The 25,331-nt window shown below is 72.5% G+C and carries 27 protein-coding genes; 18 read left to right on the top strand and 9 right to left on the bottom strand.

Annotation, left to right across the window (positions count from 1 at the left end; all coding sequences use genetic code 11):
* Window positions 1–87: 87 nt before the first annotated feature.
* From ABZ738_RS31645 to argH, 10 genes are all read left to right on the top strand, one after another.
* Window positions 88–1,290 carry a nucleotide sugar dehydrogenase gene (locus tag ABZ738_RS31645; protein WP_131054062.1) on the top strand — a complete coding sequence of 401 codons (1,203 nt, stop codon included), beginning with the start codon at window positions 88–90 and terminating at the stop codon, window positions 1,288–1,290.
* A complete protein-coding gene (locus ABZ738_RS31640; protein WP_236145813.1) occupies window positions 1,287–2,087 on the top strand; it encodes a glycosyltransferase family 2 protein in 801 nt (266 codons plus the stop codon). Before ABZ738_RS31645 ends, ABZ738_RS31640 begins: the two co-directional genes overlap by 4 nt.
* Before the next feature lie 8 nt (window positions 2,088–2,095).
* A complete protein-coding gene (locus tag ABZ738_RS31635; RefSeq protein ID WP_357219464.1) occupies window positions 2,096–3,121 on the top strand; it encodes an NAD-dependent epimerase/dehydratase family protein in 1,026 nt (341 codons plus the stop codon).
* 106 nt (window positions 3,122–3,227) lie between these two features.
* The gene (argC, locus tag ABZ738_RS31630; protein WP_131054060.1) at window positions 3,228–4,229 is read left to right on the top strand and encodes an N-acetyl-gamma-glutamyl-phosphate reductase; all 1,002 of its coding nucleotides are present in this window, start codon (window positions 3,228–3,230) and stop codon (window positions 4,227–4,229) included.
* Complete coding sequence (gene argJ / locus ABZ738_RS31625) at window positions 4,226–5,395, top strand: bifunctional glutamate N-acetyltransferase/amino-acid acetyltransferase ArgJ (RefSeq protein ID WP_357219460.1); 1,170 nt, start codon at window positions 4,226–4,228, stop codon at window positions 5,393–5,395. Before argC ends, argJ begins: the two co-directional genes overlap by 4 nt.
* Window positions 5,396–5,477: 82 nt before the next feature.
* Window positions 5,478–6,365, top strand: coding sequence for an acetylglutamate kinase (gene argB / locus ABZ738_RS31620; protein WP_131054058.1), 888 nt, complete (start codon window positions 5,478–5,480; stop codon window positions 6,363–6,365).
* Between the two features lie 17 nt (window positions 6,366–6,382).
* Complete coding sequence (locus tag ABZ738_RS31615; RefSeq protein ID WP_131054064.1) at window positions 6,383–7,594, top strand: acetylornithine transaminase; 1,212 nt, start codon at window positions 6,383–6,385, stop codon at window positions 7,592–7,594.
* Window positions 7,591–8,517, top strand: a complete 927-nt coding sequence (argF, locus tag ABZ738_RS31610) for an ornithine carbamoyltransferase (RefSeq protein WP_131054057.1) — start codon at window positions 7,591–7,593, stop codon at window positions 8,515–8,517. The genes ABZ738_RS31615 and argF overlap by 4 nt, the downstream gene beginning before the upstream one ends.
* Window positions 8,514–9,029, top strand: coding sequence for an arginine repressor (locus ABZ738_RS31605; protein ID WP_117230175.1), 516 nt, complete (start codon window positions 8,514–8,516; stop codon window positions 9,027–9,029). The genes argF and ABZ738_RS31605 overlap by 4 nt, the downstream gene beginning before the upstream one ends.
* Window positions 9,030–9,087: 58 nt before the next feature.
* Entirely contained in the window at window positions 9,088–10,551 is a 1,464-nt protein-coding gene (gene argH / locus ABZ738_RS31600; protein WP_176095740.1) for an argininosuccinate lyase, read from the top strand.
* 197 nt (window positions 10,552–10,748) lie between these two features.
* On the opposite strand, the gene ABZ738_RS31595 is transcribed toward argH, so the two are convergent.
* Complete coding sequence (locus ABZ738_RS31595) at window positions 10,749–11,177, bottom strand: DNA-binding protein (RefSeq protein ID WP_131056199.1); 429 nt, start codon at window positions 11,175–11,177, stop codon at window positions 10,749–10,751.
* A gap of 415 nt (window positions 11,178–11,592) precedes the next feature.
* Here ABZ738_RS31595 and ABZ738_RS31590 point away from each other — a divergent pair, with 415 nt between their 5' ends.
* Window positions 11,593–12,198, top strand: a complete 606-nt coding sequence (locus tag ABZ738_RS31590) for a DNA-3-methyladenine glycosylase (RefSeq protein WP_176093322.1) — start codon at window positions 11,593–11,595, stop codon at window positions 12,196–12,198.
* Window positions 12,199–12,218: 20 nt separating this feature from the next.
* Here ABZ738_RS31590 and ABZ738_RS31585 read toward each other — a convergent pair whose 3' ends face one another.
* Window positions 12,219–12,908 (bottom strand): LysE family translocator, encoded by a 690-nt coding sequence (locus ABZ738_RS31585; RefSeq protein WP_357219454.1) that lies wholly within the window; start codon window positions 12,906–12,908, stop codon window positions 12,219–12,221.
* A 2-nt stretch (window positions 12,909–12,910) separates the two neighbouring features.
* On the bottom strand, window positions 12,911–13,657 hold the full coding sequence (locus ABZ738_RS31580; RefSeq protein ID WP_357219451.1) for a metallophosphoesterase: 747 nt from the start codon (window positions 13,655–13,657) through the stop codon (window positions 12,911–12,913).
* Window positions 13,658–13,748: 91 nt separating this feature from the next.
* On the opposite strand from ABZ738_RS31580, the gene ABZ738_RS31575 reads away from it, so the two are divergent.
* The 3 genes from ABZ738_RS31575 to ABZ738_RS31565 all read left to right on the top strand — a co-directional run bounded on the left by ABZ738_RS31575 (window position 13,749) and on the right by ABZ738_RS31565 (window position 16,278).
* Window positions 13,749–14,357: a CGNR zinc finger domain-containing protein gene (locus ABZ738_RS31575; protein ID WP_357219448.1), complete on the top strand. Its 609-nt coding sequence runs from the start codon at window positions 13,749–13,751 to the stop codon at window positions 14,355–14,357.
* A 170-nt stretch (window positions 14,358–14,527) separates the two neighbouring features.
* Complete coding sequence (locus ABZ738_RS31570) at window positions 14,528–15,658, top strand: LLM class flavin-dependent oxidoreductase (protein WP_176093324.1); 1,131 nt, start codon at window positions 14,528–14,530, stop codon at window positions 15,656–15,658.
* Window positions 15,655–16,278: an FMN reductase gene (locus ABZ738_RS31565; protein WP_131057739.1), complete on the top strand. Its 624-nt coding sequence runs from the start codon at window positions 15,655–15,657 to the stop codon at window positions 16,276–16,278. Before ABZ738_RS31570 ends, ABZ738_RS31565 begins: the two co-directional genes overlap by 4 nt.
* 50 nt (window positions 16,279–16,328) lie before the next feature.
* Here ABZ738_RS31565 and ABZ738_RS31560 read toward each other — a convergent pair whose 3' ends face one another.
* Complete coding sequence (locus ABZ738_RS31560; protein WP_131057738.1) at window positions 16,329–17,174, bottom strand: universal stress protein; 846 nt, start codon at window positions 17,172–17,174, stop codon at window positions 16,329–16,331.
* A 79-nt stretch (window positions 17,175–17,253) separates the two neighbouring features.
* On the bottom strand, window positions 17,254–18,009 hold the full coding sequence (locus ABZ738_RS31555) for a hypothetical protein (protein ID WP_254876778.1): 756 nt from the start codon (window positions 18,007–18,009) through the stop codon (window positions 17,254–17,256).
* A gap of 155 nt (window positions 18,010–18,164) precedes the next feature.
* Here ABZ738_RS31555 and ABZ738_RS31550 point away from each other — a divergent pair, with 155 nt between their 5' ends.
* From ABZ738_RS31550 to ABZ738_RS31540, 3 genes are all read left to right on the top strand, one after another.
* Window positions 18,165–18,644: a GNAT family N-acetyltransferase gene (locus tag ABZ738_RS31550; RefSeq protein WP_131054947.1), complete on the top strand. Its 480-nt coding sequence runs from the start codon at window positions 18,165–18,167 to the stop codon at window positions 18,642–18,644.
* Between the two features lie 66 nt (window positions 18,645–18,710).
* Window positions 18,711–19,346: a hypothetical protein gene (locus ABZ738_RS31545; protein ID WP_131054948.1), complete on the top strand. Its 636-nt coding sequence runs from the start codon at window positions 18,711–18,713 to the stop codon at window positions 19,344–19,346.
* Window positions 19,347–19,493: 147 nt separating this feature from the next.
* Window positions 19,494–20,939, top strand: coding sequence for a hemolysin family protein (locus tag ABZ738_RS31540; RefSeq protein WP_131054949.1), 1,446 nt, complete (start codon window positions 19,494–19,496; stop codon window positions 20,937–20,939).
* A 32-nt stretch (window positions 20,940–20,971) separates the two neighbouring features.
* Here the strand turns inward: ABZ738_RS31540 and ABZ738_RS31535 are convergent, their stop codons facing one another.
* From ABZ738_RS31535 to ABZ738_RS31520, 4 genes are all read right to left on the bottom strand, one after another.
* Window positions 20,972–21,283 carry a PRC-barrel domain-containing protein gene (locus tag ABZ738_RS31535; RefSeq protein ID WP_131054950.1) on the bottom strand — a complete coding sequence of 104 codons (312 nt, stop codon included), beginning with the start codon at window positions 21,281–21,283 and terminating at the stop codon, window positions 20,972–20,974.
* On the bottom strand, window positions 21,270–21,650 hold the full coding sequence (locus tag ABZ738_RS31530) for a hypothetical protein (protein WP_131054951.1): 381 nt from the start codon (window positions 21,648–21,650) through the stop codon (window positions 21,270–21,272). The genes ABZ738_RS31535 and ABZ738_RS31530 overlap by 14 nt, the downstream gene beginning before the upstream one ends.
* Window positions 21,647–22,873: a divalent metal cation transporter gene (locus tag ABZ738_RS31525; RefSeq protein WP_131054952.1), complete on the bottom strand. Its 1,227-nt coding sequence runs from the start codon at window positions 22,871–22,873 to the stop codon at window positions 21,647–21,649. The genes ABZ738_RS31530 and ABZ738_RS31525 overlap by 4 nt, the downstream gene beginning before the upstream one ends.
* Before the next feature lie 150 nt (window positions 22,874–23,023).
* On the bottom strand, window positions 23,024–23,416 hold the full coding sequence (locus ABZ738_RS31520; RefSeq protein ID WP_131054953.1) for a PaaI family thioesterase: 393 nt from the start codon (window positions 23,414–23,416) through the stop codon (window positions 23,024–23,026).
* A 99-nt stretch (window positions 23,417–23,515) separates the two neighbouring features.
* Between ABZ738_RS31520 and tyrS the strand changes: the two genes are divergently transcribed.
* On the top strand, window positions 23,516–24,802 hold the full coding sequence (gene tyrS, locus ABZ738_RS31515) for a tyrosine--tRNA ligase (protein WP_131054954.1): 1,287 nt from the start codon (window positions 23,516–23,518) through the stop codon (window positions 24,800–24,802).
* Window positions 24,803–25,331: the final 529 nt, after the last annotated feature.

Here is a 25,331-nt window from a genome sequence, read left to right as displayed (position 1 = left end):
TACCCGCGAGTCACGTGCGAGCGGTTAGCCTGCTTGGACCCCGCGCACCGCCGCCGATCAGACCCGCCACCCCACGGGAGCCCCCTCATGTCCGACGAGCCACCCCCTGCGGTCGACGTCTGCATAGTCGGTGGTTGTGGCCGGGTCGGCCTGCCACTGGGCATCGCCTTCGCCGCCCGCGGACTCTCCGTCGTGCTGTACGACCTCAACGCCGACGCGGTGGACACCGTCAACGCCGCCACGTTGCCGTTCGCCGAGGCGGGTGCCGCCGCACCGCTGGCCGAGGCGGTGGCCGCCGGTCGTCTGCGGGCCACCACCGACCCGGCGGCCGTCGGCCTCTCCGCGCATCTGGTGGTCGTGGTGGGTACGCCGGTCGACGAGCACCTCAACCCGGATCTCGGTGCCGTGCCCCGGGCCCTGGAACGCTGTGCGGAGCACCTGCGGGACGGTCAGCTCGTCGTGCTGCGCAGCACCGTCTATCCGGGAGTGACCGCGCTGACCGAGAAGCTGCTGGCCGCCAAGGGTGTGCACGCCGACGTCGCCTTCTGTCCGGAGCGTATCGCCGAGGGCCACGCGATGACCGAGTTGTTCGCGCTGCCGCAGATCGTGGCCGCGCGGACGCCGGAGGCGCAGGCTCGGGCGGAGCGGCTGTTCCGGCACCTCACCGAGCAGATCGTGCCGTTGCAGCCGGAGGAGGCGGAGCTGGCGAAGCTGTTCACCAACACGTGGCGTTACATCAAGTTCGCCACCGCCAACCAGTTCTGGATGATGGCCAACGACGTCGGATTGGACTTCGCCCGGATCCGGCACGCCGCGGCGTTCGACTATCCGCGCGCGGCGGACCTGCCGATGCCGGGCTTCGCCGCCGGACCGTGCCTGTTCAAGGACACCATGCAGTTGGCCGCCTTCAACCGGAACAATTTCGTGCTCGGTCACTCGGCCATGCTGATCAACGAGGGGCTGCCGCTGTATCTGGTGTCCCGGTTGGAGGACCGCTTCGATCTGGCCACGTCGACCGTGGGCATCCTCGGCATGGCGTTCAAGGGCGGCAGCGACGACCCTCGGGAGAGCCTGGCGTACAAGCTGCGCAAGATCCTCGCGTTGAAGGCCCGCGAGACGCTCTGCACCGACCCGTACGTGGTCGACGAGCGGCTCCTCGACCTGGACGAGGTGGTGCGCCGGTCGGATCTGCTGGTCATCGCGGCCCCGCACGAGCAGTACGCCCGCCTCGACACCGACCGGCCGGTGATCGACATGTGGGGCCTGACCGGGCAGGGGGTGCGGGTGTGAACCCGCGCGTCTCGGTGATCGTGCCGGTCTACGACGAGGGCGAGGCGATCGTCCGTTGCCTGGAACGGATGCTGCGGGAGTTGATGCTCCCCGCCGAGGTGCTCATCGTGCACGACCAGCCCGAGGACACCACGGTGCCGTACGTGGAGCAGATCGCGCGGACCGATCCTCGGGTGCGGGCGGTGCTGAACACCTACGGGCGGGGCCCGGCCAACGCGATCCGGTTCGGCATCGACGCGGCCCGGGCGCCGGTCGTGGTGGTGACGATGGCCGACGGCTGTGACGACCCCCGGCAGATCGACGAGCTGGCCCGGCTGGTGGACCGGGGTGTGGTGGTCGCGGCGGCGTCCCGGTACATGCCGGGCGGCCAGCAGGTCGGCGGACCACGGCTGAAGCGGATCATGTCCCGGTGGGCGGGCCGGAGCCTGTACACCTTCGCCCGGGTCGGCACCCGGGACGCCACCAACAGCTTCAAGGCGTACGACACCGCGTTCGTGCGGGAGGTCGGTATCGAGTCGCGGACCGGCTTCGAGATCGGGCTGGAGCTGACCGCCAAGGCGACCCGGCTGCGGCTGCCGGTGGCGGAGATCCCGACGATCTGGCTGGACCGACCGCTCGGCGAGTCCCACTTCGACCTGGGGCGTTTCCTGCCGGGCTACCTGCGTTGGTACGTCTTCTCCTACGGTCGGCGGCTGAGCCGGGAGAAGATGGCCGCCCGGCGCGGGCCGGCGGTCGTGGCGGTCCCGCGCGGCGCCGGGTACGAACAGCGCGGCACCGAGTACGAGAAGACGGCTTAGGAGCGTACGTGGCGAAGGTCCTGGTTACCGGTTCGGCCGGCTTCATCGGCGGCTATCTGGTCTCCGAGTTGCTCGATCGCGGGCACGAGGTGGTCGGGATCGACGACTTCTCGAAGTACGGGCCGGTCACCCACAGCTACGACACGCACCCGCGTTTCCGGTTCGTCGAGGGTGACGCCCGCGACGTCGGCCTGCTCACCGACCTGCTCGACGGCTGCGACCACCTGGTCGCCGGTGCGGCGATGATCGGCGGGATCTCCTACTTCCACGCGTACGCCTACGACCTGCTCGCCACCAACGAACGGATCATGGCGGCCACCTGTGACGCGGCGATCCGGGCCCATCGGGAGGGTCGGCTCGCCAAGGTCACCTATCTGTCCTCCTCGATGGTGTACGAGTCGACGACGCACTGGCCGAGCCGGGAGGGCGACGAGCGGCGGATCCCGCCTCCGCTCTCCTCGTACGGCTTCCAGAAGCTGGCCGTGGAGTACTACGCCCGGGCGGCCTGGGAGCAGTACCGGCTGCCGTACACGATCGTGCGGCCGTTCAACTGCGTGGGCGTGGGGGAGGGGCGGGCCCTGGGCCAGGCCGAGGTGCTCTCCGGCAACGTCAAGCTGGCCATGTCGCACGTGGTGCCCGACCTGGTGCAGAAGATCGTCAAGGGGCAGGACCCGCTGCACATCCTCGGCGAGGGCGACCAGGTGCGGCACTACACCTACGGCGGTGACCTGGCACGGGGCATCGCGCTCGCCGTCGAGCACCCGGCCGCGTTGAACGAGGACTTCAACCTCTCCACCGCGCGGTCGACCACCGTACTGGAGCTGGCCGAGGTGATCTGGTGCAAGATCAAGGGGCCGGACGTGCCGTTCCGTCACGTCAGTGACGACCCTTTCGAGTACGACGTGCAGAGGCGTGTGCCGGACACCACCAAGGCCGCCGAGGTGCTCGGTTTCACGGCCGCCACCTCGCTGGACGAGATGCTCGACGAGGTCGTCCCGTGGGTGACCCGGGCGGTGGCCGAGGGGCGGCTCTGACCGTCCCGTCCGCACCCGGTGACATCACCATGCAGCGGTATGCATGACCTTGCGGTCAGTCACCGGCCGCTGCTAACCTCTTCTGCATAGTCATGCGGAGGTAGGTATGGGAATTCGGGTCGCAGTCGCCGGGGCGAGTGGATACGCCGGAGGTGAACTGCTGCGCCTGTTGGCCGGGCACCCCGAGTTCGACCTGGTCGCCGCCACCGCGCACCGCCAGGCGGGGCAGCCGCTGGACAGCGTGCACCCGCAGCTCACCGGCATGGACCTGACGTTCGCGGCGACCACCCCGGACGTCCTGGCCGATGCCGACCTGGTCTTCCTCGCCCTGCCGCACGGTGAGTCGGCGGCGCTCGCGTCCCGGCTGCCCGCGCAGGTGCGGGTGGTGGACCTCGGCGCCGACCACCGCCTGGTCGACGGGGACGCCTGGACCCGCTACTACGGCGGCACCCACGCCGGCGCGTGGACCTACGGGCTGCCCGAACTGCCCGGTCAGCGGGAGCGCATCGCCGCCTCGACGCGGGTGGCCAACACCGGCTGTTACGCGGCCACCATCGTGCTGGCGCTGGCACCACTGATCGCCGCCGGAGCCGCCGACCCGGCCGACGTGGTGGTCGTCGCCGCCAGCGGCACCTCGGGCGCGGGCCGGGCCGCCAAGACCCACCTGCTGGCCAGCGAGGTGGCGGGCGACCTGTCGCCCTACAAGGTCGGCGCCCACCAGCACGTACCCGAGATCAAGCAGGCCACCGGCGCGACCGGGCTGTCGTTCACGCCGGTGCTGGCGCCGATGCCGCGCGGCATCCTGGCCACGGTCACCGCGCGGCCGACCGGCGAGGTGGACCCCCGCGCGGTGCTGGCGCAGGCGTACGCGGACGCGCCCTTCGTGCACCTGCTCCCCGAGGGCCGGTGGCCGCACACCGCCGCCACCCTCGGTGGCAACTCCTGCCACCTCCAGGCCACCGTCGACGTCGACTCCGGTCGGCTGATCGTGGTCGCCGCCCTGGACAACCTCGGCAAGGGCGCCGCCGGCCAGGCGGTGCAGAACGCCAACCTGATGTTCGGTCTGCCCGAGACCACGGGCCTGTCCTGCTTCGGAGTCGCGCCATGACCGTCACCACCCCCGGGGGGTTCCGGGCTGCCGGGGTCGCCGCCGGCCTCAAGACCAGCGGCGCCTCCGACGTGGCCCTGGTGGTCAACGACGGCCCGGACGCCGGGGTCGCCGCGGTCTTCACCAGCAACCGGGTCAAGGCCGCCCCGGTGGTCTGGACCCAGCAGGTGGTCCACGGCGGCCTGGTCCGGGCGGTGGTGCTCAACTCCGGCGGCGCGAACGCCTGCACCGGCCCGGCCGGCTTCCAGGACACCCACGCCACCGCCGAGCACACCGCCGCCGAACTGAGCGCGGTCAGCGGCCGGGAGTACGGCGCCGGTGAGGTGGCCGTCTGCTCCACCGGTCTGATCGGCGAGCGGCTGCCCATGGAGAAGCTCCTGCCGGGAGTGGCCTCGGCGGTGCGGGCCCTGGCCGGTGACGGCGGCGACGCCGCCGCCGAGGCGATCATGACCACCGACAGCCGACCGAAGACCGCCGTGACGCGCGGTGACGGCTGGACCGTCGGTGGCATGGCCAAGGGCGCCGGCATGCTGGCTCCCGGCATGGCCACCATGCTCTGCGTACTCACCACCGACGCGGTGGCCCCGCCGGAGACGCTCGGTGCGGCGCTGCGGGCCGCCACCCGGGTCACCTTCGACCGGGTCGACTCCGACGGCTGCATGTCGACGAACGACACCGTGCTGCTGCTGTCCAGCGGTGCCTCCGGGGTCACGCCGAGCGAGGCGGAGCTGACCGGCGCGGTCACCGCCGCCTGCCACGACCTGGCGAGGCAGTTGCTGGCGGACGCCGAGGGTGCCACGAAGGAGGTCGCCATCGAGGTGGTCGGCGCGGCGAACGAGGACGAGGCGGTCGAGGTGGGCCGGTCGGTGGCCCGCAACAACCTGGTGAAGACCGCGCTGTTCGGCAACGACCCGAACTGGGGGCGGATCCTCGCCGCCGTCGGCACGACCGCCGCCACGTTCGAGCCGGACGAGATCGACGTCGCGGTCAACGGGATCTGGATCTGCCGCTCCGGCGCCGCCGCCGAGGACCGGTCCCGCGTCGACCTGACCGGACGCGACGTCACCATCCGCATCGACCTGCACGCCGGCGCCGCCGAGGCGACGGTGTGGACCAACGACCTGTCGCACGGGTACGTGCACGAGAACTCGGCGTACTCGACGTGAGCGCGAGGAACGCAGCGAAGCGGAGTCCCCGCAGTCGCGAACAGAAGGTCAGCGACGTGATCTATTACGGAAGGCCGGTCCGGTGACCCTGACCTCGGATCTGACCCGCGCCCAGGAGAAGGCCGCCACCCTGATCGAGGCCCTGCCCTGGCTGGCCCGTTTCTCCGGCTCCACGGTGGTGGTCAAGTACGGCGGCAACGCCATGGTCGACCCCGAGTTGCAGCGGGCCTTCGCCGCCGACATGGTGTTCCTGCGCTACGTCGGGCTCAAGCCGGTGGTGGTGCACGGCGGGGGGCCGCAGATCTCGGCGATGCTCGGTCGGCTCGGCATCGACAGCGAGTTCCGGGGCGGCCTGCGGGTGACCACCCCGGAGGCGATGGACGTGGTCCGGATGGTGCTGGTCGGGCAGGTCGGCCGGGAACTGGTCGGGCTGATCAACGCGCACGGCCCGTTCGCGGTCGGGCTCTCCGGCGAGGACGCCGGGCTGTTCACGGCGGTACGCCGGCACGCGTACGTGGACGGCGAGGCGGTCGACGTGGGTCAGGTCGGCGACGTCGAGTCGGTGGACGTCTCGGCGGTGGACGACCTGATCGGAGCGGGCCGGATTCCGGTGATCTCCACCGTGGCGCCGGACGTGGACGGGGTGCTGCACAACCTCAACGCGGACACCGCCGCCGCCGCGCTGGCGGTCGCGCTGCGCGCCCGCAAGCTGGTCGTGCTCACCGACGTGCCCGGCCTGTACGCCGACTGGCCGGACACCTCCAGCCTGGTCAGCGAGATCGGCACCACCGAGCTGGCCGCACTGCTGCCGTCGCTGGAGTCGGGCATGGTGCCCAAGATGGAGGCCTGCCTGCGCGCGGTCAGCGGGGGCGTACCCGCGGCCCACGTGGTCGACGGTCGGGTCGCGCACTCCACCCTGTTGGAAGTTTTCACCTCGGAAGGCTTCGGGACGATGGTGATCCCCTCATGAGCGGGCGGAGTGCCGGCATGACGCTGGTCGAGCGGTGGCGGCAGTCGATGATGGACAACTACGGCACGCCGCCGCTGGCCCTGGTGTCCGGTTCCGGCGCCGTGGTCACGGACGAGGCCGGTCGGGAGTACGTGGACCTGCTCGGCGGCATCGCCGTCAACTCCCTCGGGCACGCGCACCCGGCCGTGGTGGCTGCCGTGTCGAAGCAGGTCGCCACGCTCGGGCACGTCTCCAACCTGTACGTCGCCGAACCCCCGGTGGCCCTGGCGGAGCTGCTGCTGGCCCTGGCCGGACGCCCGGGTCGGGTGTTCTTCGCCAACTCCGGGGCCGAGGCCAACGAGGCGGCGTTCAAGCTGTCCCGGCGTACCGGCCGCACCCACGTGGTCGCCACCGTCGGTGGTTTCCACGGCCGGACCATGGGTGCCCTGGCGTTGACCGGTCAGCCGGCCAAGGCCGACCCGTTCCGTCCGCTTCCCGGCGAGGTCGACCACGTCCCGTACGGTGACGTCGCCGCCCTTGAGGCGACGGTGACCGACGCGACCGCGATGGTGATCCTGGAGCCGATCCAGGGCGAGAGCGGCGTGGTGGTCCCACCGGCCGGCTACCTCGCCGCCGCCCGGCGGATCACTGCCCGGCACGGCGCGCTGCTGGTGGTCGACGAGGTGCAGACCGGTGTCGGTCGCACCGGACACTGGTACGCGCACCAGGCCGAGGGTGTCGAGCCGGACGTGGTGACCCTGGCCAAGGGGCTCGGCGGCGGGTTGCCGATCGGTGCCACCCTGGCTTTCGGCCCGGCTGCGGACCTGCTGGTCGCCGGGTCGCACGGCAGCACGTTCGGCGGCAACCCGGTGAGCTGCGCCGCCGCGCTCGCGGTGATCTCCACGATCGCCCACGAGGGGCTGCTCGACCACGTCAAGCGGATCGGGGAGCGGCTGCGCCGGGGCATCGAGGGGCTCGGGCATCCGCTGGTCGGCGGGGTGCGGGGCGCCGGGCTGCTGCTCGGCGTGACCCTGACCGCGCCGGTGTCGGCCGCCGCCGCCGAGGCGCTGCGCGGCGCCGGTTTCCTGGTGAACCCGATCCAGCCGGACGTGCTCCGGCTGGCCCCGCCGCTGATCCTCACCGCCGACCAGGCCGACGCGTTCCTGGCCGCGCTGCCCCTCGCCCTCGACGCGGTGACGCCCACCCCCGGCCCGGCCGGTGACCTCGACCCGACGGAGGCCAAGGCATGACCCGGCACTTCCTGCGTGACGACGACCTGTCGCCCGCCGAGCAGGCCGCCGTGCTCGACCTGGCGGCCCGGATGAAGGCCGACCGGTTCGCGTACGCGCCGCTCGCCGGTCCCCGGTCGGTGGCGGTGCTCTTCGACAAGCAGAGCCTGCGGACCCGGATCTCGTTCGACGCCGGCATCGCCGAACTCGGCGGGCACCCGCTGGTGGTGGACACCCAGGTCACCCACTTCGGGCGGGGGGAGACGCTGGCCGACGCGGGGCGGGTGCTGTCCCGCTACGTGGCCGCGATCGTGCTGCGGACGCACGGTGACGACCGGATCGCCGAGGTCGCCGAGGGGGCCACCGTGCCGGTGGTCAACGCGCTGACCGACGGCTTCCACCCCTGCCAGCTCCTGGCCGACCTGCTGACCGTGCGGGAACGCTTCGGCGACACCGCCGGGCGCACCCTGGCGTACGTCGGCGACGCGGCGAACAACATGTCCCACTCGTACCTGCTGGCCGGCGCGACCGCCGGGATGCACGTCCGGGTCGCCGGTCCGGAGGGCTTCGCGCCCGACGCCGACGTGGTGGCCCGCGCCGAGGCGATCGCCGCCGACACCGGCGGCAGCGTCCGGGTGCTCGTCGACCCGGTCGACGCGGTCCGGGACGCCGACGTGGTCGCCACCGACACCTGGGTCTCGATGGGGCAGGAGGGCGACGGGCTGGACCGCGCCACCCCGTTCCTGCCGTACCAGGTCAACGAGGAACTGCTCGGGCACGCCGCACCGACGGTGATCGTGCTGCACTGCCTGCCGGCGCACCGGGGCGAGGAGATCACCGGCGAGGTGCTGGACGGCCCGCGCAGTGCCGTCTTCGACCAGGCGGAGAATCGGCTGCACGCCCAGAAGGCGTTGCTGGCGTTCCTCCTGGAGGAGAAGACATGAGCGCACCTCTGACCCGTGCCGCCCGGCACGCCCGCATCGTCGAGCTGATCCGTGACCGGGCCGTCCGTTCACAGACCGAGCTGGCCGAGTTCCTCGGCGACGAGGGCGTCCAGGTCACCCAGGCCACGCTCTCGCGGGACCTGAAGGAACTGGGGGCGGTCACCGCCCGGGGCGGCGACGGTCGGGCCGTGTACGTCATCCCGGAGGACGGCCACCGGCCGTTGCGCGACGCCGAGGCGGCGCCGGCCCGGCTGGTACGGCTGCTGCGGGAACTGCTCAACGAGGTCGACTCCAGCGGCAACATCGCCGTGCTGCGGACGCCGCCGGGGGCCGCACAGTATCTGGCCAGCGCGTTGGACCGGGCGGGACTGCCGGAGGTGGTCGGCACCATCGCCGGTGACGACACCATCCTCGTGGTGGCCCGCGAATCCGACGGCGGGGCCGCGCTCGGCGAACGGCTCGCCGGCTGGGCCCGTCGCGACGAGTACACCGAAGGGAACACAGCACCATGACCGAGCGGGACTTCGGGCGGGACGCCCGGTGCGGAGCGTCGCGGTGGTGACCGCCAGAATGGGCCAGGTGGACGACAAGAGCCTGACCGAGAACAGCGCGCCCGCCAACCGTACGAGCCTGTGGGGTGGCCGGTTCGCCGGTGGCCCGTCGGAGGCGCTGGCCCGCTTGTCGGTGAGCGTCCAGTTCGACTGGCGGCTGGCCCCGTACGACATCGCCGGTTCGCGGGCCCACGCCCGGGTGCTGGCCGGCGCCGGCCTGCTCGACCCGGACGAACTGGGCCGCATCCTCGCCGCCCTGGACGACCTGGAGGCGGCCTGCGCCTCCGGCGCCTTCCGGCCCACCGTCGACGACGAGGACGTGCACACCGCCCTGGAACGCGGGCTGCTGGAACGGCTCGGCAGCCTCGGCGGCAAGCTGCGCGCCGGCCGGTCCCGCAACGACCAGGTCGCCACCGACCTGCGGCTCTATCTGCGCGACCACGCCCGGGGGGTGGCGTCGCGGCTGGTCGAGCTGGCCGAGGCGCTGGTGGAGCAGGCCGAGCGGCACGTGGACACCGCCGCGCCCGGGATGACGCACCTGCAGCACGCCCAGCCGGTCACCTTCGGTCACTGGCTGCTCGCCCACGTGCAGCCGCTGCTGCGGGACCTGGAGCGGCTGCGCGACTGGGACCACCGTGCCGCCGTCAGCCCGCTCGGCGCGGGCGCGCTGGCCGGGTCGGGGCTGCCGCTGGACCCGGTGGCGGTCTCCAAGGAGTTGGGTTTCCGCACCTCGTTCGCCAACTCGATGGACGCGGTCGCGGACCGGGACTTCGTCGCCGAGTTCCTCTTCATCACGGCGCTGGTCGGCGTGCACCTGTCCCGCCTCGGCGAGGAGGTGGTGCTCTGGACGTCGCACGAGTTCGGCTGGGTGGAGCTGGACGACGCCTTCGCCACCGGCTCCTCGATCATGCCGCAGAAGAAGAACGCGGACATCGCCGAGCTGGCCCGGGGCAAGTCGGGACGGCTGGTCGGTGGGCTGGTCGCGGTGCTGACCATGCTCAAGGGCCTGCCCATGACGTACGACCGGGACATGCAGGAGGACAAGGAGCCGGCCTTCGACGCGGTCGACACCCTGGAACTGCTGCTGCCGGCCCTGGCCGGGATGATCTCCACCATGACGGTACGCGTCGACCGCCTGGTCGCCGCCGCGCCGGTGGGCTTCTCGCTGGCCACCGAGGTGGCCGACTGGCTGGTCCGCAAGGGTGTGCCGTTCCGCGACGCGCACGAGATCACCGGCAAGCTGGTGGCGCTCTGCGCGGTCCGGGACTGTGCCCTGGACGAGGTCTCCGACGACGACCTGGCCACGGTCAGCGAGCACCTCGACCCGAGCGTGCGCGACGTGCTGTCGGTCCGCTCGGCGTTGGCCGCCCGGATCACGCCCGGCTCGACCGGCCCCGGCCCGGTCGCCGACCAGCTCGCCACCGCCGCCGACCGGTTGGCCGGTTGGCGGGAGTGGGCGGCGGAGCAGGTCGTACCCCGCTGAGGCGGACGGCCCGGCCGACATCGGCCGGGCCGTCCGCTCGTTTCCCCAGTACGTCGGCTTCGGAGGACGGGCTCGTCGCTCCGGGTACTTGTGGTTGGTGTCCTTTCGAGCTGAACCGTTCGTGCTGTCGGGCCTGGGGCCCGCCGGTGGTGGCGACCTCCGGGGCAGGGTGCTGCGACCCTGGTGCAGCACCCGGCTCAGTCGGCGGCCTGGTCCGGTCGGGTGCGGGCGGCCAGCCGGTCGTAGCGCTGGCGGGCGGCCTGGGCGCTGCCCAGGCCGAGTCCGTGCCCGATCGCCTGCCAGGTCAGCCCACGGCTGCGCGCGAGGTCCAGCAGTCCCGCCTCCATGGTGTCGATCTCCGCCCGCAGGTGCGGGAAAAGGGTCAGCGCGGCGAGCAGGTCTCCCTCGTCGACCGGTTCCTCACCGTTCGTAGCTTCGGCGGCCCCGGCGGCCAGGGCCAACACCACGGCGATCGCCGCGTACGGATCGGCCGCGTACGGGTTGGTGTGTCGACGGCGCTGGGCCTCGGTGGCGGCGTGCCGCTCGGTGAGCCGGTGCAGGGCCGCGTAGGTGCGGTGGGCCGGATCCTGGGCTGCCTGTGCTGAGGTGCGGGCGGAGGCGGTCATGCCCCCAGTCCACTACTTCAACGAAGCGTTGTCAACAAGGTGTTGAGCCCTTGAGGTCGGAGGGGCGTCGATCGGCGGGCGTCGGTGGGGCGTCGCTTGTCCATCGAGGCGCCTGTCGAGCGGACCGCAGCAGCGGATCGGGCATAGCCGTCCGCACCTGGGGGCGGGCGATAGCGCCGACGGTTCAGCTCGAAAGGCGACCAGGAGGAGCACCGCAGGCCCGATTCGTCGAGGGTGCGCTCCCGCCGAGGGGTGGGATCGACATGCCGACCGTCTCAGCCGAGCGCGATGTCGTCCCGGACATGTTCGGCCGCGACCTGGACTCCCAGGTCATACCCGGGACGGACCATGCTGGGCTCTCCGAGACGTCGGCGCGTGGTTGCCGATCGAACCCCGGTCGCGGTTACCTGGACGGGTGGACCACTCCTGGCTGACCGCGCCCGCCGCCGAGATCGCCGAGACCGCGCGCAGGCTGCTGGGCTGGGAGGTCTCGGCCGGCGGCGTTCGGATCAGGCTGACCGAGGTCGAGGCGTACGCCGGGACGGGCGAGGACCCGGCCTCACACGCCCACCGGGGGCCGACACCGCGTACGAAGGTCATGTTCGGTCCGGCGGGCCACGCCTACACGTACTTCGTCTTCGGGATGCACTGGTGCCTCAACGTGGTCTGCGGGCGCGAGGGGGAGGCGGCGGCGGTCCTGCTGCGGGCCGGTGCGGTGGTCGACGGGGTGGATCTCGCCCGCAAGCGTCGCGGCGAGGTGCCCGACCGGGACCTGGCGCGCGGCCCGGCCCGGTTGGTGGTGGCGCTGGGGCTCGACGCGACGGCTAACGGCACCAACCTCGTCGACGGCAGCGGGCCGTTGCTGCTGACTCCGCCGACGCGTCCGGTCGCGCCGTCCGAGGTCTCCGCCGGCCCCCGCGTCGGCGTGGCCGCCGCCCACGACGTCCCCTGGCGCTTCTGGATCACCGGTGACCCGACGGTCAGCACCTACCGTCGCCACGTGCCCCGGCGACGGCACTGACTCGGGTCTGCCAGGCCGCTCTATCCGACCGCGGTGCGGACACCGAGACCGACCAGGAGTGCGCCGGTCAGCCGGTCCAGCAGTCGGCGGACCCGGAGGGTGCGCAGCAGCCGGGCCGCCGCACCCGAGACCACGGTCCAGCCGGCGAGCCAGCAGGTGTGCAGCACCGCGTGCGCCGAGGCCAGCACCAGCATCGGCACCAGCACGGAGCGGTGGGAGCCGAGGAACTGCGGGGCCAGGGTCAGGTAGACGGCGGCGGCCTTGGGGTTGAGCACGGTGCCGAGCAGCCCCTGCGCGTACGGATGGTGCCCGCGCCACGGCAGGCGCCGGGGCCGGCGGACGGTGGCCGGGCCGTCGGACAGAGCAGAGCCGTCGGACAGCGCAGGGCCGTCGGGCGGGGCAGAACCGGTCGGGTGTCGGCGACGGATCGTCGACCACAGCAGCCACAGCCCGAACCCGACCAGATAGGCGGCGCCGAGCAGCTTCACCGTCCAGAACGCCTGCGACGAGCGCAGCACCAGAGCGGCGAGGCCGATGGCCGCGAGCGTGCCGTGCACGTAGATCCCGGTGACCGTACCCAGGATCACCCACCAGCCCTGCCGGGGCCCACCGGCGGCGACCCGCGAGACGACCAGGGTCAGGCTGGTGCCCGGGGTCAGGGTGATCGGCGCGACGGCGACGAGGAAGCCGAGCACGGCGACCCTGTCCAACCTCAGACCACCACGCGGTAGTGGGTGGTGAACAGTCCCGCGTCGTCGTACACGTGGAACGCCACCCCGGGTGGCTGGCGCAGGTCGACCAGCGGTCCGTCACCCTCCCAGGGCAGTCGGAGCGTGGAGACGACGCCGGGCGCGATCCGCAGGGGTCGGCCGGCGAAGGTGCTCGCGGCGGCGGTGTGGAAGTGGCCGGTGAGCACGGCGACGACCTGTGGGTGGGCGGCCAGCAGGTCGGCCAGCGGCGCGGTGGGGGAGAGCCGCATCGAGTCGACGACGGGGTGGTGCAGGGCGACCGGCGGGTGGTGGAAGGAGACGAAGACCGGAGTCCCGGCCGGCACCGAGCCGAGTTGTCCGGCGAGCCACTCCATGGTCTCCTCGTCGAGGTGACCGTCGTTCTCGCCCGGGATCGACGAGTCCGCGAGCAGGAAGACCGCGCCGGCGACGTCGTGCCGGGTGTTGATCGGGCCGTCGCCGCCGTCCGCGTCGCCGAGCAGACCCTTGCGGTACGCGTCGCGCACGTCGTGGTTGCCGGGGCAGACCATCACCGGCAGTGGCGACGCGAAGAGTTCCGCGGCGAGCCGGTACTCGGCCTCCTCGCCGTGGTCGGCGATGTCCCCGCTGATCAGGATCGCGTCGACCGGTCGGGGCAGGGCGTGCAGGTGGTCCATCACCCGGGCGGTCCGCTCGGCCGAGCGGGGATGACTGTCGAGGTGCGTGTCGCTGAGGTGGGCGATGACGAGCACAGCAATCCCCTAATGGTTGTAGCGTCCGCAAGCATTAGGGAAACTACACTCGATCGCACGGGGCGCGTCAAGCAGGACCTGAGGAGGCCCGATGTCACAGCAGCTCGTGCTCGCCCTGGCGAGCACCATCCGGCACGACGGCAACGGGGGCGTGGCCGACGACCTCGCGGACGTGGCCGGGCTGGCGGCCTGGCTCCGGGAGCAGGCCGAACCGCTGCGGGAGTACGCCGCCGAGCCCTTCGCCGGTACGCCGGACGAGCACCTGCGGCGCGACGTGGTGGCCGTACGGCGTGCCGTCCGGGCACTCTTCGCGCACGCGGTCCGTCCGGGGCCGCCCAGCCGGGCCGACTCCTCGACGTTGATGCCCGTGCCGGACGCCGTCGAGCGACTCAACGAGGATGCCGGCCGGCTGCCCGTGCGGCCGGTGCTGAGCTGGCCGGACGGGTCGACACCGGCGGTCGCCTGGCGGGGTGCCGCGACCGGCGCCCGGCGGTGGCTCGTCGCGGTGCTGGCCCGGGCGGCGATCGAGTTCCTCACCGGCCCGGCTCGCACCCACCTGCTCGCCTGCCCGGCGCCGCGCTGCGTGCGCTACTTCGTGAAGGATCACCCGCGCCAGGCGTGGTGCAAGCCGTCCTGCGGCAACCGTGCCCGGGTGTCCCGGCACTACCAGCGCCACGCGGCGAGCCCGACGGTTCCGTAGTGTTTCGGCGGCGTCCTCGGCTTCCCGGCGGCGTCCTCGGCCGGGCGGATGAGTGCGGCGTGACGGGGGACACTGGTGGGGGCCGGGGTTACGGAATAGTTGACGAGTCAAATATGTTGTCCGCGACGCCGGGTACGAACCGCCCGGGTCGGACGACACGAGGAGCTGTCATGCAGTTCGGAGTCTTCACCGTCGGCGACGTCACGGTCGACCCGACCACCGGTCGTGAGCCGACCGAGGCGGAGCGGATCAAGGCGATGGTGGCCATCGCGCTCAAGGCCGAGGAGGTCGGTCTCGACGTCTTCGCCACCGGCGAGCACCACAACCCGCCGTTCGTGCCCTCGTCGCCCACCACCATGCTCGGCTACATCGCCGCCCGCACGGAGCGGCTGCTGCTGTCCACCGCGACCACGCTGATCACCACCAACGACCCGGTGAAGATCGCCGAGGACTACGCGATGCTCCAGCACCTGGCCGACGGCCGGGTCGACCTGATGATGGGGCGCGGCAACACCGGCCCGGTCTACCCATGGTTCGGGCAGGACATCCGCAACGGCATCCCGCTCGCCATCGAGAACTACGACCTGCTGCGCCGGCTCTGGCGGGAGGACGTGGTCGACTGGTCGGGCAAGTTCCGTACCCCGTTGCAGTCGTTCACCTCGACGCCGCGACCGCTCGACGGCGTGCCGCCCTTCGTCTGGCACGGCTCGATCCGCAGCCCCGAGATCGCCGAGCAGGCCGCGTACTACGGCGACGGGTACTTCGCCAACCACATCTTCTGGCCGGCCGAGCACACCCGCCGGATGGTGGGCCTCTACCGGCAGCGTTTCGCGCACTACGGCCACGGCTCCGCCGACCAGGCCATCGTCGGCCTCGGCGGGCAGGTGTTCCTGCGCCGCAACTCCCAGGACGCGGTCCGCGAGTTCCGGCCGTACTTCGACAACGCGCCGGTCTACGGGCACGGCCCCTCGCTGGAGGAGTTCACCTCGCAGACGCCGCTGACCGTGGGCAGCCCGCAGCAGGTGATCGACCGGACCCTCGGGTTCCGGGAGTACGTGGGCGACTACCAGCGTCAGCTCTTCCTGGTCGACCACGCCGGCCTGCCACTGAAGACGGTGCTGGAGCAGCTCGACCTGCTCGGCGAGGAGGTCGTGCCGGTGCTGCGCAAGGAGTTCGAGTCGCTGCGGCCCGCCCACGTACCTGCGGCACCGACGCACGCCTCGCTGCGCGCCGCCGCCGAGCGGGCCGCCTCGGGCGGCGACGCGCTGGCCGGCGCCGCGTCGGCGGAGGGGGAGCGGTGACCGTACGCGCGATCGCCGTCGTCTCGGCCGGCCTCAGCCAGCCGTCGTCGACCCGGTTGCTCGCCGACCAGCTCGCCACGGCCACCCGTGACGAGCTGGTCGGGCGCGGCGAGCAGGTCGAGCTGCACCACGTCGAGTTGCGCGAGTACGCCCACGACATCGTCAACCACCTGCTCACCGGGTTCGCCCCGGACGCCCTGCGGCAGGTGCTCGACCAGGTCACCGGCGCGGACGGGCTGATCGCCGTGACGCCGATCTTCAACGCCTCGTACAGCGGCCTGTTCAAGTCGTTCTTCGACCTGCTCGACGCCGACGCGCTGGGCGGACGGCCGGTGCTGATCGGGGCCACCGGTGGCACCGCCCGGCACTCCCTCGCGCTGGAGCACGCGCTCCGCCCGATGTTCGCCTACCTGCGGTCGGTGGTGACGCCGACGGCGGTGTTCGCCGCCTCCGAGGACTGGTCCGGCGGTACGGCCGAGGGCGCGCTGCGGTCCCGGATCACCCGTGCCGCCGGTGAACTCGCCGAGCAGGTGCACCGTGCCGCTCCGTCGAGCGGGCCGGCCGACCCGTTCGCGCTCGGCACCGACTTCGAGCGGCTGCTGCGCGGCGGCAATTCCTGACCGTACGACGCGGACGCCCTCGCCGTGACCACGGCGAGGGCGTCGGTGACTCAGACCTCCGGTCCGTGCGGGTGGGCGACCAGCACCGGGCAGCGGGCGTGCTGCACCAGCGCCTGGCTGACCGAGCCGAGCAGCAGGCCGGCGAAGCCGCCCCGACCACGGGAGCCCGCCACCACCAGGGCCGCGTCGGACGTCGCCTCGATCAGCGCCTGGTCCGGCTTCGCCGCGGTGATCAACCGCTCCGCCACGGTCAGCCCCGGGTGGCTGCCCCGGGCCGAGGCCGCCGCCGTGGCCAGCAGTGCCGCCGCCTCCCCGCCGTCGTCCGTGTGTCGCTCGTCGGCGACGTGCGCCAGCACCAGCGTGCCGCCGCGCCGGACCGCCTCCTCGGCGCCGTACCCGAGGGCCAGTTCGGCCGACTCGGAGCCGTCCACCCCGACCAGCACCGGCCCCTCCGTCGGCAGGGGACGGTCCGGCGGCCGGACCACCAGCACCGGACAGTGGCCGTGCGCGGCGACCTGGGTGCCGACCGAACCGAGCAGCAGCCCCGCGAAGCCGCCGAGACCCCGGCTGCCCACCACGACCAGTTCCGCCCGCCGGGACTCCTCGACAAGCGTCGCGCCTGGGCCTCCGGCCACCTGGCGTACCTCGACGGTGAGCCCCGGCCACCGGTCGGCCAGCTCGGCGGAGGTCTGTTCGAGCATCTTCCGGCCGTCCTCGGTCGGTGCCGGCACCCCCACCTCGTACGGGTTGATCGGCACCCCGTAGCCGAGCGGGTGCAGGTAACCGTGCACCAGGTGCAGCGGGCGGGACCGCCAGACCGCGGCCTGTGCCGCGTGTTCCGCGGCGACCAGGCTCGGCGGTGATCCGTCCACCCCCACCACGACAGGTCGATTCATCGGCCCTCCAGATTCGCCTCTGCCCAATTGTCGGGGCCGTCCCCGGCCGGGACCGGCCCCGACACACCATGCCCGCTCGCTACCAGCCTGACCCACCCGGCGCGGCCACGGTCCGTGGACCACGGTTCCGGTCCGGGTGGCCGGGTCGGCCGGCGGACTCCGCGAGATCACCGACCGCGACCAGCCCCAGCGGACGCAACCCGACCGGGTGGGCGGTGTCGACCGGTGCCGTCCCCACCAGGGCCGCCGCCAGCGCCAGCACCCGCAGCCCGGTGTCGGCCATCCGCTGCGCGGCGGCGGTCAGGGTGGTCACGTCCCCGTCGACGGCGTCGAGCAGCGGCATGCGCAGCACCCCCTCCGGCGTACCCGTGCAGACCACCAGGTACCGGCGGTCGCAGCAGCGGTGCACCATGGTCGTCCGGCGCAACCGGCGGTCGAAGGGGCGGGCGGCGATCCGTGGCCAGGCCGTCCGGGTGGAGACCGGGTCCAGCCCGCAACGGGCCGCGAAGGTCACCAGCGCCGCCTCCACCGGATCGCCGACGGCGTACCAGTCCGGTCGGTCGGCGTCCGGCGGGGCCACCGAGGCGTCGGCGCAGAGCAGCCCGGCCCGCGCCAGCCGGCGCAGCTCGTCGGGCACGGCCACCGGTGTGCCGTCGCGGTGCACGCCGCCGAACGGGGCGTACCCGGTGCCGGTCACGTCGAAGCGGTCGCCGTCCGGGGTGACCACGTGCCGTACCGCCCACCGCCTCTCGGTGCGGGCGCCGCGCGCCCCCTCCACGACCACGCCGGTGCGCGCCGTCGTCGTCCCGCCGGTGACCTGGACCTGTCCGGCCAACGTCCGCTCCGCCCTGTGCCGGGGCCGTCCCGCTGACGGCTCTCCCGGTGCCAGCCTGGTCCGGTCCGACGCCGGGCGGCAGGGGCGATCCGCCCGCGTGGCCCGGGACCAACGGCCCTGCCCGACCGAAGGAGTCACTGCGTATCGTCTGAGGAATGACCGACGACCTGCGGCTGCGGCCCGTCGGCGAGGACGACCTGCCGGAGTTCTACGCCCACCAGCTCGACCTCGAGGCCAACCGGATGGCCGCCTTCGGTCCGGCGGACCCCGCAGACCCGCGGGTGTTCGCCGCGCGCTGGGTCCGGATCCTGACCGACCCGGACATCGTGTCCCGCACCGCGACCGTCGGGGACACCGTGGTCGGTTACGTGCTGGCCTTTCCCGTCGGGGACCGCACCGAGGTCAGCTACTGGATCGATCCGGCCCGGTGGGGCCGGGGCCACGCCACGCGGGCACTCGGCGCGCTGCTGGAGGAGGTGACCCGACGGCCGCTGCACGCGCGCGCGGCGGTCGACAACGCCGGCTCGCTGACCGTGCTGCGTCGCTGCGGGTTCGTCGTGCGCGGCACCGACCGGGGGTACGCCCCGGCCCGCGACCAGGAGGTCGACGAGTACGTCCTGGAACTGCCCGCCTGAGCGTCCGCCCCGCCTGACCGTCCGCCCCGCCGGGGCGTTGACCTGGGCGGCGACTACCCTCGCGGGGTGAACTGGCTGGATCTCGTCGGCTGGGCCGGCTCCGCGTTGCTGGTCTGGTCGCTGCTGCAGACGCGCATCCTGCGGCTGCGCGCCCTCAACCTGGTCGGCTGTTTCGTGCTGATCGGCTACAACGCCGCCGTGCAGGTGTGGCCCATGGTGGGGCTGAACGTCGTGCTGGCCGTGATCAACGTGTGGTACCTGCGCGGGCTGCTCACCACCCGGCACGACGAGCAGACCTACCAGGTGGTCGAGGTCGGTGCCGACGACGCCTTCCTGGCCCACACGCTGCGGGTACACGCCGCCGACATCGCCCGGTTCAACCCCGGTTTCCACCCGGGGCGGGTGGCCGGCCGCACGGCCTTCCTGGTGGTACGCGCCGACGAGGTGGTCGGCGTGGTGCTGGCCCGGGACGTCGGCGACGGCGTCGCCCAGATCGACCTCGACTACGTCACCCCGCCGTTTCGCGACTTCACCCCGGGGGAGTTCGTCTACCGGCGCAGCAGCCTCTTCACCGAGCGTGGTTTCCGCCGTGTGGTCAGCCCACCGGGCATGGTCGGCGCGTACTACCACCGGCTCGGCTTCCGCCGGGAGGGCGACTCGTTCGTGCTGGACCTGCCGGCACCGACGGTGCCGTCGAGCTGACCTTCCGCGTCGGTGCCGCGCCCGGTCGGAAGCCTCCTTCCGATACCAGGATTCGGCGTCGGGACGACGGGGAATTGGCACCGCTACGCCGCGGGGCCTCCGCCGGCGACGCCACCCGGCGTGGTCCAGTGAGGGAGAGAACCGGGCGTGCAGAGCTACTGGAGCCAGCTGGCCCTGGTCGGAGTCCTGATCGTGATCAACGCGATCTTCGCCGGTAGTGAGCTGGCACTGGTGTCGCTGCGGGACAGCCAGGTCCAGCGGCTGGAGCGCACCGGCCGGGCCGGACAGGTGCTGGCCCGGCTCGCCCGGGACCCGAACCGCTTCCTGGCCACCATCCAGATCGGCATCACCCTGGCCGGCTTCCTCGCCTCGGCCGCCGCCGCCGTGTCGCTGGCCCGGCCGCTGGTGCCACTGCTGGACGACGTCTTCGGCCGGGCCGCCGAGATGGTCGCGATCGTCCTGGTCACGCTGGTGCTGACCTTCGTCACCCTGGTCTTCGGCGAACTGGCCCCGAAGCGGATCGCGATGCAGGTGCCGGAGCGCTGGGCGCTGCTGGTCGCCCGCCCCCTCGATCTGCTCGCCGCCCTCACCCGGCCGGTGGTGTGGGTGCTCGGTGCCACCAGCGACCTGGTGGTGAAGCTGTTCGGGCTCGACCCGAAGCCGGAACCGGACGAGATCAGCCCCGACGAGCTGCGGGACATCGTCTCCGGCCACCACGGCTTCACCAAGGAACAGCAGACCATCATCGCCGGGGCGGTGGAGATCGCCGACCGCCGGCTGCGCGCCGTGCTGGTGCCCCGGCTGCGGGTCTTCTGTCTGGACAGCGGCACCACCGCCGAGGACGCCCGGCTGGTGCTCGCCGCGTCCGGGCACTCCCGGGCGCCGGTGGTCCGGCACGGCGGGCTGGACGAGGCGGTCGGCGTCATCCACCTGCGCGACCTGGTCGGCGTCCGCGACGACCGGCCCGTCGACGAGTACGTCCGCCCGCCCATGCTGCTGCCCGACTCGGTGCCGGTGGTCGACGCGCTGCGCCAGTTCAAGGCCGAACGGCAGCACATGGCGCTGGTCGTGGACGAGCGGGGCGCCGTGGACGGCATCGTCACGCTGGAGGACATCCTGGAGGAGATCGTCGGCGAGATCTACGACGAGACCGACCGGGACGTGCGCTCGGTGCGCACCGAGCCGGACGGTGCGTTGCTGCTGCCCGGCACCTTCCCGGTGCACGACCTGCCGGACATCTCCGTGGAGCTGCCCAGCCGCCCGGAGGGCGACTACACCACCATCGCCGGCCTGGTCCTGGCGGCGCTGGGCCGCATCCCCGGGCAGGGCGAGCACGTGACCGTCGACGGCTGGCTGCTGGAGGTCACCGAGGTCGACACCCGGGCCATCCACGGGATGCGGCTGTGCCGCCCCGGCGACCCGGACACCCCGGCCGCCTCCGCCGAGCAGTCCTCGACCGACCCGGCGGAGCACGCGCCGGCCGACGCGCAGGCCTCATCGGTGGTGGAGCCCGCGCAGGCGTCATCGGTGGTGGAGCCCGCGCGGGCCGCGACGCCGGAAGAGCGGACCGTGCTGGACGGCACCAGGCCCTGAGGCTCGCCTGCTCTCATGGCACCCGCCTTCGGTCAGCCCGGCGGCACCCCGTCGCCGGGCGGTTCCGGCAGCGGGGGATCCAGCCGGACCCGGTGCAGCGGCACCTGCACGGTGCTGCGGCCGAGTCGCCGGGCCACCGCGCGGAGCGCCCACGGGGCGGACGGATGCCGCTCCGGCCCGATCAGACGCCCGCTCACCCGGCCGTACCAGTGCCGGGTCACCACCAGGTCGGTCAACCGCAGCGGCCCGGCCGGACCACCCCGCACCACCAGGTCGACCACCCGACCCAGCCGCCGGCCGTGCTCGTCGTACACGGTCCGGCCGAGCAGCTCACCCGCTCGCACGGCCGGACCCCGGGATGCGGCCGATCAACCTGCGACGCAGCCATTCCTCCACCGGTGAGGGCGTCAGCTCCTCGGCCGGTATCCGCAGCCGCACCGCGCTGTCGACCCGGTCGACCAGGTCGTACGGGATGCGCAGCGGCGCTACCGGGCGGTCCGTGACGAAGCGTTCGGCGGTGAGCACCAGCATCCGTCCGAGCCGTCCGCCGACCCGTGCGCCGAGCGCGCCGGGCCCGCTGAGCAGCGTGCACAGGTACGGCACGCCGTTCGCGTCGAACGCGAACTCCACGTCGTCCACCTTGCCGACCAGCCGACCCGCCACGTCGACGAGTTGGCGGTCCAGCAGTTGCCGGCTCACCCCGATCCTCACTGTCCCATCCTCGTGCCCACGGCCAGCGGAACGGCGGCGATCGCCGCCGCGACGATGACCAGCAGGATCACCGCGCCGAGCAGGTTGAGTGCCCGCCCGTTGACCCGGTCGCCGAGGTACGTGCGGTCGTTGGCGACCACCAGGATCGGCAGGTACGTCAGCGGCAACGCCACCGCGCTGATGATCAGCATGTACTCGGTGAGCGTCACCGGGTCGATGGTGGTGAGCAGCAGCAGGACCCCGAGCAGCACACTGACCAGCAGCACGGTGTGGAACCGCGCCGCCTCGCGCGGGCTGACCCGCTTGCCCCACTGCCACCCGAAGTACTGCGCGGCGGCGTACGCGGCGGAGAGCCCGGTCTCCAACGCGGCGCCGAAGGTGACGGCGAAGAACGCCAACGCCGCCACCGCCAGTCCGACCGTGCCGAAGGCCAGCACGACCGGGTGGGCGACCTCGTCCAGGCTGCTCACCGTCAACCCGGCCGGCCGCAGCACCACGGCGGCGGTGGCGATCAGCGACAACGCGAGGAACCCGCCGATCGGGAACCCGACCAGCACGCTGAACCGGGCGTCGGCCAGGTCGGCCGCACTCCAGCGTTCCTCCACCCCGCCGGAGGAGAAGAAGAACACCTCGTACGGGCTGACCGTGGAGGCGAACAACGCCACCGCCACGAACCAGTACGCGCCCCAGCCCTGCCCGGAGTCGCTCGGCGAGATCGCGCTGCGGCCGAGCTCCGCCCAATCGGTGGGCAGCCAGAACAGCGCCACCGCGAAGACCACCAGGGTCAACCCGGCGAGTCCGAACACCCGCTCCATCAGCGGGAAGCGCATCCGCCACAGCACCAGCCAGACGGCCGCCCCGGCGATCGGCACCCACACCAGGTACGGCACCCCGGTGGCCAGCCGCAGCGCCAGCGCCACCCCGCCCAGTTCGGCGGCCAGCGTGATCACCGTGACCAGGTACGACGCCGCCAGGTTGACCAGGGCCACCCGCGCGCCGAGCCGTTCCCGGACGAGGTCGAAGACCGCCCGGCCGGTCACCGCCGCGATCCGTCCGGCCATCTCGGCGTACGCGCAGATGGCGACCACCCCGAGCAGCAGCACCCAGGTGTGCGCCATGCCGAATCGCGCGCCGGCCTGCCCGGCGGCGACCAGGTCGCCGATGTCCACGAAACCGCCGACCGCGGACAGGATGCCGAGCGTGGCGGCGAGCAGCTTCCTCACGTCGGCGGCGGGGCGGGCGCGGTCATCGACGCGACCATATCGCCGTTAACGCGTCAATTTTCCACAAAACCGGCATCCGCTGCCGGGCTCAGCCGTGGTCAGGTGCGCGCACCACCGAGCCGCGCCCCGGCGTCGGACGTCCGGTCGGGGTCAGGCGTTCGGGTAGAGGTTCTGCAGGCGTACCTGGCCGCGGGCCACCAGCCGGCCATCCGCGTCGGTGATCTCCACCTGCCAGAGCTGCTGGCTGCGTCCCCGGTGCACCGGGGTGCCCACCGCGGTCAACTCGCCGTCGCGCACCGCCCGCAGGAAGTCCGTCTGGTTGGACACGCCGACGACCTGCCCCCGGTCACCCAGCCAGACACCGCCGCCCACACTGGCCGCCGTCTCCACCACCGCGCAGTAGACCCCGCCGTGCTGGAGCCCGTACGGCTGGTGCAACTCCGGGCGTACCCGCCAGCGAATCGTCACCCGGTCACCGCTGATCTCGGTGAACTCCAGCCCGAGCAGTCCGGCGAAGCCGCTCGACACGTCCGGGAACTCCACGGCAGCCTCCTCGATCTTGGCGTCGTCAGCGTAACCGGAGCGTCGGCACGGGCTGACCCGGTAGGGCCGAACCCGGCCGATGGGGGAGAATCGGTGACCGTGACCGAGAGCAGCCCCCCGCCGCCCCGGCGGGACTCCCTGACCGATGACCTGCGGTGGCGCGGCCTGATCCAGGACTCCACCGACCCCGACGAGCTGCGCGGGCTGCTCGACGGCAGCGGGGCCGCGTTCTATGTCGGCTTCGACCCGACCGCGCCGAGCCTGCACGCCGGCCACCTCATGCAGGTCACCACCGCCCGCCGTCTCCAGCTCGCCGGGCACCGACCGCTCCTGCTGGTCGGCGGCGCGACCGGGCAGATCGGTGACCCGAAGGAGAGCGCGGAGCGGACGCTCAACGCCCCCGAGGTGGTGGCCGGATGGGTGAGCCGCATCCGCGACCAGCTCGCCCCGTTCGTCTCGTACTCCGGGGACAACGCCGCCGAACTGGTCAACAACCTGGACTGGACCGGCGAGATGTCGGTGGTCGAGTTCCTCCGCGACGTCGGCAAGCACTTCCCGGTCAACAAGATGCTGGCTCGCGAGGTGGTGCGGGCCCGGCTGGAGAGCGGGATCAGCTTCACCGAGTTCAGCTACCAACTCCTGCAGGCCAACGACTTCTTCGAGCTGCACCGCCGGCACGGCTGCCAGCTCCAGTTCGGCGGCTCGGACCAGTGGGGCAACATCACCGCGGGCGTGGACTACGTACGCCGTCGCGGGCTCGGCCCGGTCCAGGCCTTCACCACTCCACTGGTCACCAGGTCGGACGGCACGAAGTTCGGCAAGACCGAGGGCGGCGCGGTCTGGCTCGACCCGGAGATGACCAGCCCGTACGCCTTCTACCAGTTCTGGATCAACGTCGACGACCGGGACATCGGCCGTTACCTGCGCTACTTCAGCTTCCGCTCCCGGGAGGAGCTGGAGGCGTTGGAGATGGAGAGTGCGGAGCGCCCGGCGGGTCGGGCGGCACAACGGGCCCTGGCCGAGGAGTTGACCAACCTGGTCCACGGCGAACGCGAGATGGCGCAGGTGGTCGCCGCCAGCCAGGCGTTGTTCGGGCGGGGCTCGCTGGCCGACCTGACGCCGGTGACGCTGCGCGCCGCGCTCGCCGAGGCCGGCCTGGTACGCCTCGACCACCTACCGGACGTGGCCACCCTGCTCAAGGAGTCCGGCCTGGTGCCGAGCATGAAGGAGGCCCGTCGGGTGATCACCGAGGGTGGTGCCTACCTCAACAACGAGCGGGTGACCGAGGTCGACGCCGTACCCACGGCGCAGGACCTGTTGCACGGGCGGTACCTGGTGCTGCGACGGGGCAAGCGCTCGTTCGCCGGCGTCGAAGTGGCGAGCTGAGCGCGGTGTGACGCGGGACGCGTCCGGCGGATTTGACGATCAATCCGTCGGGCGCGTAACTTTCTCTCTGTCAGCGCGGAACGGACGAAACGGTCGAAAGACCTAAGGCCGGGGTGCTGGTCAACCCCTCGAGTGCGGTGGATACACTCATCGAGACCGAGGCCGGGTGGTGCACCCCGATTCGCCGCGAGGCGGATTTGGCGAGGCGGAACCGACCGGGTAGGGTTGACGACCGGCAGGGAACCGGGCGAGCTAGCGGGAAACCGCAAGCGGCCGGCCTGCCAAAGCCACGAGACGAGCGGCGATAGCCGAACGGATCTGTGGTGCCCGACAAAAGGGTGGAAGCGCGACAAACCAGCGGAAGCGGGTTTGACACGGTTGAAACCAGCGGGTAACGTAGTAAAAGTGCCCGCCGCGAGGTGGGTGCGGGTGATGCCCCGGAGGGGTGCCTGCTGGTGTGGGTGTTCTGATGGTGTGTGGTTGTTCTTTGAGAACTCAACAGGGTGCTTGATAAGCCAGTGCCAAATTG

Source organism: Micromonospora sp. NPDC047793 (assembly GCF_040642635.1).
Lineage (GTDB): Bacteria > Actinomycetota > Actinomycetes > Mycobacteriales > Micromonosporaceae > Micromonospora.
The sequence above is the reverse complement of the archived record's forward strand: the minus strand, read 5'-3'. Positions and strand labels throughout refer to the sequence as shown.